Below are 9,640 nucleotides of genomic sequence, written 5' to 3'. Positions count from 1 at the left end.
GAGGTGGATGGGGGCATGGCTGCGGGGAGCGTGCGGGTGGCGAAAATTGGAAAGAAGTTGTCCAAATTGGCCATTTTCGCCGTACCCGCGAATCTCAACAATGCATGGCATTCCCACCGGCTCAGGAGCCTCGCCATGCACATCACCCAGTTGCGCAACGCCACCGTGTTGCTTGAATTCACTTCCGCCGAGGGCCGCCCCGTGGGCTTGCTGGTGGACCCCATGCTCGCGCCCCGGGGCAGCCTGCCTGCGCTGCGCTACCTGGGGGCGGGGCGCCAGCGCAACCCCATCGTGGAGCTGCCCGGGGGCACGGATGCGCTGCTGCAGCGCGTGACCCACGCCCTCATTACCCACTGCCAGCGTGGCCACTTTGACCACCTGGACCGCGTGGGCAAGCGCTTTCTGCGCGAGCGGCAGATCCCCGTTCTGTGCATGCCGCGCGATGCGGCCTACCTTGCGCAGCGGGGTCTGCAAGTGCTGCCCCTGGCGGGGCCGGGGCGCCAGCCGCTGGTGCTGGGTGGCTACATCACGCCCATCCCCTGTGTGCACGGCACCGGCTGGGTGGGCCGGCTGATGGAGCATGGCCATGGCTACCTGCTGGAGCTGCCGGGCGAGCCCAGCGTCTATCTGGCGGGCGACACCATGCTCACGCCCACCGTGCGCGACTGCCTGGCGCACCTGCAGCCCGTTGTGGCCGTGCTGCCCGCTGGTGGCGCGCGTTTTGACCTGGGGGCAGAAATCCTCATGGACGCCGCCGACATGGCCGAGGCCGCGCGATTGACCCCCGGGGCGCTGGTGGTGAACCACCTGGAAGCGCTGGACCATTGCCCCACCACCCGCGCCGCCGTGCGCCAGCGGGCGCTGGATGGCGGCTGGGCCCGCCGCCTGTGGGTGCCGGAGGACGGCGAGTGCCGAGAGTACCAGGCGGTGATGGCGTAATTTGCTATATAAATAGTAGCTAATAAGGCAATATGGACGCGCGGAGAGGCCGTTTTTGACCCATGTTTATGGCCCTGAATGCGTCACCGGGCCGCCCCCTGAGGCACGGCGCTGTCGCGCATCAGCGCCACAAACCGCGCCGCGCCCAGGCCCAGGGGCCGCTCCTTGGACCACACCACATCCACCCACAGCGCCGTGCCGTTGCTCAGGTTTTCAAACGGCATCTCCACCAGCGTGCCCGCCGCAATGCGCGGCTGCACCAGCGCGCGCGGCTGCCAGCCCCAGCCCAGGCCGGCCTCGATCAGGCCCAGCGCGGCCAGGTGGTTGTCGGTGCGCCAGTGGTGGCGGGCAAACACAAAACGCGGGTCGGTCTGCCCCAGGTCGCGGCTGGCCACCACGATCTGGCGCGTGGTGGTGAGGTGCTCCTCGCGCAGCATGGCGCCCTCGGGTGGCTCGCCGCGTGCCTGGGCGGCGGCGCGGGCCTCGGCCACCACGGGGTGTTCGGGTGCGATCACGGCAACCAGGGTCTCCGTGCCCACCTCCTGAAACCCCTCGCGCCCGTCGATGCTGGGCCGCTCGAACACCAACGCCAGCTGCGCGCGCCCACTGTGCAGCAGCGCCAGCGCATCCACCTGCGGCGCGGCCAGTACCTCCACCTGCAGCAGCGGGTATTCGTGTGCGAGCGATGCCAGCGGGCCCCGCCAGCGCGCGGCCAGCAGCTCGGGGGCGATGGCGAGGGTCAGGCGCTCCTCCAGTCCCTGCGTCAGGGCCAGCGCCTGGGCGTTGAGCTGCTGCAGCTGCCCGGCCAGCAGCCGCGCCTGGGGCTCCAGCGCGCGCGCCGCTGCGGTGGGCCGGGGCTCGCGCCCGCTGCGGTCGAACAGTTGCACGTCCAGCTCGGCCTCCAGGTGCGCAATCGTCATGCTCACGGCAGATGGCACCCGCGACAGCGCCCGCGCGGCGGCCGAAAACGAGCCGTGGTCGAGCACGGTCAGAAACACCTGCACGCTGTCGGAGTTGAAGGCCATGGTCGTTCGATCTATCAATAAAACTGAAACAAGCTGACTTTATATGTCAGATTGTTGAATATAAAGTGCCTGCCATGGACAAGACCCCCACTCTTTTTGGCCTGCAAGGCGTCAAGCGCCGCGTGATCTACGTGACCCTGTACGAGCTGATCGCCATTGGCGCCGCCACGGTAGGCCTGGCGCTGCTCACGGGCCAGGGCGCGGGGCATTCGAGCGTGGTGGCGGTGGCGGCCTCGGTGATCGCCATCGTCTGGAACATCGTCTTCAACTGGGCGTTCGAGCGCTGGGAGGCGCGCCAGCCCGTGCGCGGGCGCAGCGTGGCGCGGCGCGTGGCGCACGCCATCGGGTTCGAGGGTGGCCTGGTCTTCACGCTGGTGCCGCTGTTTGCCTGGTGGTTCGGCGTGAGCCTGTGGCACGCGTTCGTGATGGACCTGGGGCTCATCGTGTTCTTCCTTTGCTACACCTTTGTCTTCAACTGGGTGTTCGACCACCTGTTCGGCCTGCCCGCATCGGCCATGGCGGCGTCGTAGCAACAGCCCAGGGCGCGCTTCTTCAAACAATGTCAACTGCCGTTCGGCGGCGGGCAGGGGGGTCAGCCGCCTCCCATAGTCGGCCCCATGCGAGGGCCGTTTTTATTGCTGCTGCTGCGGGGATTGCCGGGCCGGTGGGCTGGCGTGGCGGTGTCCTGCTGCGTATTGGCAGGCTGTGCCAGCAACGCCCCCACCCCGCGTGGCGAGGTGAAGGGCGCGCCCACCACGGCCACCGAGCTGGCCCAGTCCGACGCCAACCGCATGGCCACCCTGGCCATGCAGGAGAACCTGGACGGCCTGCTGCGCCTGGCCGACAAGCTCTACCGCCGCAACCCCGCCGAATGGCGCAAGGGCACCGCCACCAGCCGCGAGCAGGCGCTGGAGCAGCTGCGCGCCGCCGTGTTGCAGCGCCAGCCCTGGGCCCCGCTGCAGGGCCGCCGCGACATCGCCGCCATGGCGCTGGCCCTGGCGCCCGAGTTCGCAGGCGACCGCGTGGCGGCCTTCATCCATGCCACGGCCGACATGGTCATCACCGCCCATGGCGGCAAGACCGAGTTCTTCTTGCTCGACGGCGTGGACGCCCAGCACCTCTACAACGCCGCGCGCAATGTCGAAACCGCCGCCTGGCTGCTCGCCCAGCGCCGCAACGCGCAGGGCCAGCCCCTGCTGCTGGCCGACGAGATCGGCGCCCAGGGCCGCAACCTGAGCTTCGAGCGCGAGTTCGGCAAGATCATCGCGCGGCTGGACCTGCTGGCCGCCTTCACCACCGAAAAGTACCGCCGCGCCGCCATCAGCTATGTGCAGGGCATTGTGGGCGGCACCTTCCTGCAGTTCCTGCCGGTACGCTGAACCGGTAAAATCCCTCGCTTGCCCAAGGAGCGTTGCAGCGGCCCCACCGCCATGGTGAAGCCGTCAGGCTTGGGCACTCCAAAAGCTATTCAAGCCCCACCGCAACGACGCTCACCTGTTTTTCTGCTGCCCCTGCACAGGTGAGTCCTATGTCCGCGTCTGCCCCGTCCCTGCCCCCCATGAAGCTGTCCGGCCTGGAGCCCGTCTCCATTGGCGAAGGCACGTTGTTCGTCAACATCGGCGAGCGCACCAACGTAACCGGCTCCAAGGCGTTCGCGCGCATGATCTTGAATGGCCAGTACGAAGAAGCCCTGGCCGTGGCGCGCCAGCAGGTGGAGAACGGCGCGCAGGTCATCGACATCAACATGGACGAGGCCATGCTCGACAGCAAGGCCGCCATGGTGCGGTTTCTGCAGCTCATCGCCTCCGAGCCCGACATCGCCCGCGTGCCCATCATGGTGGACAGCTCCAAGTGGGAGGTGATCGAGGCCGGGCTGCGCTGCATCCAGGGCAAGGGCATCGTCAACTCCATCAGCATGAAAGAGGGCGTGGAGAAGTTCAAGCACGAGGCGCGCCTCGTCAAGCGCTACGGCGCTGCGGCCGTGGTGATGGCGTTTGACGAAGTGGGCCAGGCCGACACCTACGCCCGCAAGATCGAGATCTGCGAACGCGCCTACCGCGTGCTGGTCGATGAAGTGGGCTTCCCGCCCGAAGACATCATCTTCGACCCCAACATCTTCGCCGTGGCCACCGGCATTGAAGAACACAACAACTACGCAGTCGATTTCATCGAAGCCACGCGCTGGATCAAGCAGAACCTGCCGGGCGCCAAGGTCAGCGGCGGCGTGTCCAACGTGTCGTTCAGCTTCCGTGGCAACGACCCGGTGCGCGAGGCCATCCACACCGTGTTCCTGTACCACGCCATCCAGGCGGGCATGGACATGGGTATCGTCAACGCGGGCATGGTGGGCGTGTACGACGACCTGGAGCCCGCCCTGCGCGAGCGCGTGGAAGACGTGGTGCTCAACCGCCGCCCTGACGCGGGCGAGCGCCTGGTCGAGATTGCTGAAACCGCCAAGAGCGGCGCCAAGGACGAGAGCAAGAGGCTCGAATGGCGCGGCACGCCCGAACACCCCAAGACGGTGGGCGAGCGCCTAAGTCACGCGCTGGTGCACGGCATCACCGACTTCATCACCGAAGACACCGAAGAGGCCTACCGCGAGATTTTGGCCAAGGGCGGCCGCCCGTTGCACGTGATCGAAGGCCCGCTCATGGACGGCATGAACGTGGTGGGCGACCTGTTCGGCGCGGGCAAGATGTTCCTGCCCCAGGTGGTGAAAAGCGCGCGCGTGATGAAGCAGGCCGTGGCCCACCTGATTCCCTACATCGAAGAAGAAAAGCGCCAGGACGAACTGGCCGGGCGCGACGTGCGCAGCAAGGGCAAGATCGTCATCGCCACCGTCAAGGGCGACGTGCACGACATCGGCAAGAACATCGTCACCGTGGTCTTGCAGTGCAACAACTTTGAAGTGGTGAACATGGGCGTGATGGTGCCTTGCCACGAGATTTTGGCGCGCGCCAAGGTGGAGGGTGCCGACATCGTGGGCCTGTCAGGCCTCATCACCCCCAGCCTTGAAGAAATGCAGTACGTGGCGGGCGAGATGCAAAAGGACGACCACTTCCGCATCAAAAAAATCCCGCTGCTCATTGGCGGCGCCACCACCAGCCGCGTGCATACCGCCGTCAAGATCGCGCCGCACTACGAAGGCCCCGTGGTCTATGTGCCCGATGCGTCCCGCAGCGTGAGCGTGGCGCAAAGCCTGCTGGGCGATGGCGTGGACAGCTACGTTCAGGAACTGAACGCCGATTACGAAAAAGTCCGCACCCAGCACGCCAACAAAAAGGCCACGCCCCTGTGGCCCCTGGCCAAGATCCGCGCCAACAAGACGCCAATCGACTGGTCTGCCTACCAGAGCGCCGTGCCCCGCGCACTGGGTCGCCGCGTGTTCAAAAACTTCGACCTGGCCGAGCTGGCCAAGTACATCGACTGGGGGCCGTTCTTCCAGACCTGGGACCTGGCCGGGCCGTACCCTGCCATCCTCACCGACGAAATCGTGGGCGTGGAAGCCACGCGCGTGTTTGCCGATGGCCAAGCCATGCTCAAGAAAATCGTCGAGGGCCGCTGGCTCACCGCCAGCGGCGTGATGGCGCTGCTGCCCGCCAACAGCGTGGGCGACGACATCGAGTTCTACACCGACGACACCCGCACCGAGGTCGCCATGACCTGGTACGGCCTGCGCCAGCAGGCCGAAAAACACACGATTGACGGCGTGACGCGCCCCAGCCGCTGCCTGGCTGACTTTGTGGCGCCCAAAGAGAGCGGCATTGCTGACTACGCGGGCCTGTTCGCCGTCACCGCCGGTCTGGGCATCGAGAAAAAAGAAAAAGCCTTCATCGACGCGCTGGACGACTACTCGGCCATCATGTTCAAGAGCCTGGCCGACCGCCTGGCCGAAGCCTTTGCCGAATGCCTGCACCACCGCGTGCGCACCGACCTGTGGGGCTACGCAGCGGGCGAGCAGTTGAGCAATGACGACATGATTGCCGAGAAGTACCAGGGCATCCGCCCCGCGCCCGGCTACCCCGCCTGCCCGGACCACAGCGCCAAGACCGACCTCTTCAGCCTGCTGCAGTGCGAAGAAATCGGCATGGGCCTGACCGAAAGCCTGGCCATGACCCCCGCCGCCAGCGTGAGCGGCTTCTACATCGGCCACCCTGACGCGGTGTACTTCAATGTCGGCAAGATCGGCGAAGACCAGCTGCACGACATGGCCCAGCGCCGGGGCATGGACGAGAAGGTGCTGGAACGCCTGCTGGCGCCGAACCTGTGATGCTATTGATTTAATAGCTGCCAGCGCTTGATGAACGCGCGGTGGCAGCCTGTTTGATTCAAATTTCCTGGGCCATCAGCCCCGGCTGTTCGGCAGCTTCGCAATCACCTTGATCTCGAACTGAAAGCCGTACAGCCAGGCCACCCCAATGCCCGTCAGCGTGGGGTAGGGCGCCTCGCCCCAGTATTCGGGCACGACGCCCCAGACGGTCTCGAAGTTCGCCTCGGGGTTGACTACAAACATCGTCACGTCCACCACGTCATCAAACGTGCAGCCTGCCGCCTGCAGCACGGCATTGAGGTTGGTGAACGCCAGGCGCACTTGCGCGGCCAGGTCGGGCTCTGGCGAGCCGTCTTCACGGCTGCCCACCTGGCCAGAGACAAACAAGAAACCGTTGGAGCGCACGGCGGGCGAATAGCGGTTGCGCTCGTACAGCGCCTGGCGGCCTGCGGGGAAGACAACATCACGGTGGGGCATGGAAATCCTTTCGTTCTGCAGGGCAGATGATTGCGATCAAGGCACTGTAGAAGCGCGCGTTGTTCTGATAAACAGGCTAATCTGCGCACCACTGTTCCTGATCGCCAAACAATGGCGGGCGTTTTGCTGCTTCAACATGCCTCAACTACCGACACGCCATGGACCGTTTTGACGCCTTGCAGGCCTTCGCCCGCGTTGTGGAATCTGGCAGCTTCACCAAAGCGGCCCTTACCCAGAATATGAGCCGCACCACCGTCACCCAGCTGGTGCAGCAGCTCGAAGCCCGCTTGCGCGCTAAGCTCCTGCACCGCACCACCCGGCGCGTGCAGGTTACCCCCGACGGCGCCGCCTACTACGAGCGCGTGGTGCGCCTGCTGGCCGATCTGGACGATGCCGACGCCAGTGTCTCCACCGCCGCCACTGCACCCCGGGGCCGCCTGCGGGTGGACGTGCCCAGCCCCCTGGCGCGCCTGGTCCTCATCCCGGCGCTGCCCGCGTTCCACGCGCAGTACCCCGACATCCTCCTGCACATGGGCGTGAGCGACCGCCCCGTGGACATGGTGGGCGACAACGTGGATTGCGTGGTGCGCGGCGGCGCCCTCACCAACCCTGCGCTGGTCGCGCGCCATGTGGGCGACCTGCAATTGCGCGTGTACGCCGCCCCCAGCTACCTGCAGCGCGCGGGCACGCCCGAGCACCCGTTGGCGCTGGAAGGCCCACACCACCGCACCGTGGGTTTTCTGTGGGCGCGCACCGGCCAGCCCCTGCCGTTCGAGATGCGCCGTGGCACCGAACACGTGCGCGCCCAAGGCCACGATGTTTGCGCGGTGGACGACGGCAACGCCTACCTGGCTGCAGGCCTGGCGGGCCTGGGCGTGCTCTGGCTGCCCGACTACATGGCCCGCCCCCACGTAGCCACGGGCGAGCTGGTGCCCCTGCTGCAGGACTGGACGCTGGCGCCCATGCCGCTGTATGTGGCCTACCCACCCCAGCGGCATGTGAGCGCCAAGGTGCGGGTGTTTATCGAATGGGTGGCGGGGTTGATGGCGCTGCATGCGCCGCCTCAGCGCAGTTCCAAGGTGCCATAGGAAGCGCCCTGGGCCGCTGCAGCGGTTCTTGGAGCAGAAGGGACTGCCTGTTGGTCACAAACTACTGCGCCCGCAGTGTGCTCTGTAAGAGTTGGAAACAGTTATCTGATTTAAAGATCAGATTCATACAATCGCTCAAAAAATGGGAATTGTATAAATGACTGATTTTTCACCAGTACCTCAGGATAAACGCGGATTTTTCATGCTGCCCCAAATGCCAGAAGAATCTGGCTATTACACCTATGGAACTCCTTCAGGTGGAAGAGGGCAATATGCCCATGTGCAAATGCTGAATTTCATTTTCAAACTTGAGCATGGCTGGAGCATCACAGAAGAGCGAAAAATCGGCATTGGTAACATCAGTTTGGCCGAAGGAAAAAAATTTCCACCGCATGCTAGCCACAGAAGCGGTCTGGAGGTCGATATTCGTCCCATTCGCAATGATGGGCTGAAGCAGCCCGTCCGCTGGTCCAGCAAAGACTACGACCAAGCCGCGACGCAAAAGTTAGTAAATTTAATTTGGCAGACTGGCATGGTAAAAAAGGTTGGATTCAATGATCCCAAAATTGCCAATGCTACTTATATGAATGGACACGATGACCATTTGCATGTGGAAGTGCGAATTTGATCATTCCCGAGTATTGATTTCGGGCGACTGGTTGCATTTCATTAATAGGTGCTGCCACGGGCCAAGATAAATAATCCATGTTCCTATATAAACAAGTAAGGGCTGAGGAATGAGAAAAGGTGTTGCGGTTATCGGAGTGTTGCTTATGTGTGCAGGCGCGATAGCCGCAGACTGGGCATTTGAATTCAAGCCAGTCAATGCGCAAATGGCAATTTACTCTGGAGGTTTGGGCGATCCAGCAGCGCCCACAGCCCAAGACGCCAAAGTGTCATTCCATGTGCAGGGTAGAGCTGCACGCGACTTGTTTGACCGCATGGGGCCCGATGTGAAGAGTGAGTGTGGGTCCGACCCGAAAACGCGTGCAAGAGTTCGTGACCGCCTTCAGTGCATTCGCTATTCCCCATCCGACTACAGCTGCTATTTCGGCTTTGATCTGAAAGACGGGAAAAGCATCGGCGGCAATATCTGTTGAGTGAGGCCAGACGACCTGCTGCTCAATAGGGGGCGTTTTCTCCGCTCGGCAGGACGCATGCGGATGCATGGCCGCGGTGGGTTGTCCGTGCCTGACCCATTCCAAAACCGCCTAAGCCCTTTGATCAGAGTTGCACCAAGGCATTTTTCGCCTTAGCCCGGGTCCGCCCCACCCGCACTCTCCGCCATCTCCAGCTGCATCATCACCATGTTGACCAGCGTGTGCACCGACGGCCGTCCCGTCTCGATCACGTAGTGGGCGGTTTCGCGGTACAGGTGGTCGCGCTGGGCGTAGAGGTCGCGCAGCTTGTCCATGGGGTTGCCGCCTTGCAGCAGGGGGCGGGTCTTGTCGTGTTTGACGCGCTTGAAGATTTCTCCGGGCGAGGCGCGCAGGTACAGCACGTTGCCGAATTGGCGCAGCACTTCGCGGTTCTCGGGGCGCAGCACCGCGCCACCGCCCGTGGACAGGACCATGCCGCCTGGCTGCTGGGCCACGTCGGCCAGCACCTGGGATTCGATGTCGCGAAAGCGCGCTTCGCCCTCGGCCTCGAAGAAGCTGCGGATGGTGGTGCCCAGGGTCTGTTCCAGCCGGTGGTCCAGGTCGATGAAAGGCACGCCCGCCCGGTGGGCCAGTTGCCGGCCGACGGTGGATTTGCCCGAGCCGGGCATGCCGACCAGTGCGCAGCGAATCTGCATAGGTTCAAAAAAGAGGTCTGGGGGAGGGGCTTGCGCACTGCGGGTG

General features: G+C 64.3%; 10 protein-coding genes and 1 riboswitch. Of the genes, 7 read left to right on the top strand and 3 right to left on the bottom strand.

Annotation, left to right across the window (positions count from 1 at the left end; genetic code table 11):
- Window positions 1-135: 135 nt before the first annotated feature.
- Entirely contained in the window at window positions 136-939 is an 804-nt protein-coding gene (locus tag DBR12_RS04315; RefSeq protein ID WP_108616119.1) for an MBL fold metallo-hydrolase, read from the top strand.
- An 83-nt stretch (window positions 940-1,022) separates the two neighbouring features.
- Here DBR12_RS04315 and DBR12_RS04310 read toward each other — a convergent pair whose 3' ends face one another.
- Entirely contained in the window at window positions 1,023-1,964 is a 942-nt protein-coding gene (locus tag DBR12_RS04310; RefSeq protein WP_108616118.1) for a LysR family transcriptional regulator, read from the bottom strand.
- A gap of 74 nt (window positions 1,965-2,038) precedes the next feature.
- Here DBR12_RS04310 and DBR12_RS04305 point away from each other — a divergent pair, with 74 nt between their 5' ends.
- From DBR12_RS04305 to metH, 3 genes are all read left to right on the top strand, one after another.
- Window positions 2,039-2,494 (top strand): PACE efflux transporter, encoded by a 456-nt coding sequence (locus tag DBR12_RS04305; protein WP_056057131.1) that lies wholly within the window; start codon window positions 2,039-2,041, stop codon window positions 2,492-2,494.
- A gap of 87 nt (window positions 2,495-2,581) precedes the next feature.
- Window positions 2,582-3,343 carry a hypothetical protein gene (locus DBR12_RS04300; protein ID WP_108616117.1) on the top strand — a complete coding sequence of 254 codons (762 nt, stop codon included), beginning with the start codon at window positions 2,582-2,584 and terminating at the stop codon, window positions 3,341-3,343.
- An 18-nt stretch (window positions 3,344-3,361) separates the two neighbouring features.
- A riboswitch (S-adenosyl-L-homocysteine riboswitch) is annotated at window positions 3,362-3,463 on the top strand.
- 20 nt (window positions 3,464-3,483) lie between these two features.
- The gene (metH, locus tag DBR12_RS04295; protein WP_255575904.1) at window positions 3,484-6,234 is read left to right on the top strand and encodes a methionine synthase; all 2,751 of its coding nucleotides are present in this window, start codon (window positions 3,484-3,486) and stop codon (window positions 6,232-6,234) included.
- Between the two features lie 75 nt (window positions 6,235-6,309).
- On the opposite strand, the gene DBR12_RS04290 is transcribed toward metH, so the two are convergent.
- Entirely contained in the window at window positions 6,310-6,711 is a 402-nt protein-coding gene (locus tag DBR12_RS04290) for a RidA family protein (protein ID WP_108616115.1), read from the bottom strand.
- A 158-nt stretch (window positions 6,712-6,869) separates the two neighbouring features.
- Between DBR12_RS04290 and DBR12_RS04285 the strand changes: the two genes are divergently transcribed.
- The 3 genes from DBR12_RS04285 (at window position 6,870) to DBR12_RS21940 (ending at window position 8,899) form a co-directional block, all read left to right on the top strand.
- Window positions 6,870-7,799 carry a LysR family transcriptional regulator gene (locus DBR12_RS04285; RefSeq protein WP_108616114.1) on the top strand — a complete coding sequence of 310 codons (930 nt, stop codon included), beginning with the start codon at window positions 6,870-6,872 and terminating at the stop codon, window positions 7,797-7,799.
- A 157-nt stretch (window positions 7,800-7,956) separates the two neighbouring features.
- Window positions 7,957-8,427: a penicillin-insensitive murein endopeptidase gene (locus DBR12_RS04280; RefSeq protein ID WP_108616113.1), complete on the top strand. Its 471-nt coding sequence runs from the start codon at window positions 7,957-7,959 to the stop codon at window positions 8,425-8,427.
- A 109-nt stretch (window positions 8,428-8,536) separates the two neighbouring features.
- Window positions 8,537-8,899: a hypothetical protein gene (locus tag DBR12_RS21940; RefSeq protein ID WP_146185468.1), complete on the top strand. Its 363-nt coding sequence runs from the start codon at window positions 8,537-8,539 to the stop codon at window positions 8,897-8,899.
- 152 nt (window positions 8,900-9,051) lie between these two features.
- On the opposite strand, the gene DBR12_RS04275 is transcribed toward DBR12_RS21940, so the two are convergent.
- Window positions 9,052-9,594 carry a shikimate kinase gene (locus DBR12_RS04275; RefSeq protein ID WP_108616112.1) on the bottom strand — a complete coding sequence of 181 codons (543 nt, stop codon included), beginning with the start codon at window positions 9,592-9,594 and terminating at the stop codon, window positions 9,052-9,054.
- Window positions 9,595-9,640 lie beyond the last annotated feature (46 nt).

It is taken from the genome of Acidovorax sp. HMWF029, assembly GCF_003060895.1.
GTDB lineage: Bacteria > Pseudomonadota > Gammaproteobacteria > Burkholderiales > Burkholderiaceae_C > Acidovorax.
This window is presented reverse-complemented; position numbering and strand designations above follow the sequence as displayed.

What these genes read in the sequence shown, in the direction of transcription:
- DBR12_RS04315 (WP_108616119.1), top strand. Translation starts at nt 136, where the DNA reads ATGCACATCACCCAGTTGCGCAACGCCACCGTGTTGCTTGAATTCACT.
- DBR12_RS04310 (WP_108616118.1), bottom strand. Translation starts at nt 1,964, where the DNA reads ATGGCCTTCAACTCCGACAGCGTGCAGGTGTTTCTGACCGTGCTCGAC.
- DBR12_RS04305 (WP_056057131.1), top strand. Translation starts at nt 2,039, where the DNA reads ATGGACAAGACCCCCACTCTTTTTGGCCTGCAAGGCGTCAAGCGCCGC.
- DBR12_RS04300 (WP_108616117.1), top strand. Translation starts at nt 2,582, where the DNA reads ATGCGAGGGCCGTTTTTATTGCTGCTGCTGCGGGGATTGCCGGGCCGG.
- DBR12_RS04290 (WP_108616115.1), bottom strand. Translation starts at nt 6,711, where the DNA reads ATGCCCCACCGTGATGTTGTCTTCCCCGCAGGCCGCCAGGCGCTGTAC.
- DBR12_RS04285 (WP_108616114.1), top strand. Translation starts at nt 6,870, where the DNA reads ATGGACCGTTTTGACGCCTTGCAGGCCTTCGCCCGCGTTGTGGAATCT.
- DBR12_RS04280 (WP_108616113.1), top strand. Translation starts at nt 7,957, where the DNA reads ATGACTGATTTTTCACCAGTACCTCAGGATAAACGCGGATTTTTCATG.
- DBR12_RS21940 (WP_146185468.1), top strand. Translation starts at nt 8,537, where the DNA reads ATGAGAAAAGGTGTTGCGGTTATCGGAGTGTTGCTTATGTGTGCAGGC.
- DBR12_RS04275 (WP_108616112.1), bottom strand. Translation starts at nt 9,594, where the DNA reads ATGCAGATTCGCTGCGCACTGGTCGGCATGCCCGGCTCGGGCAAATCC.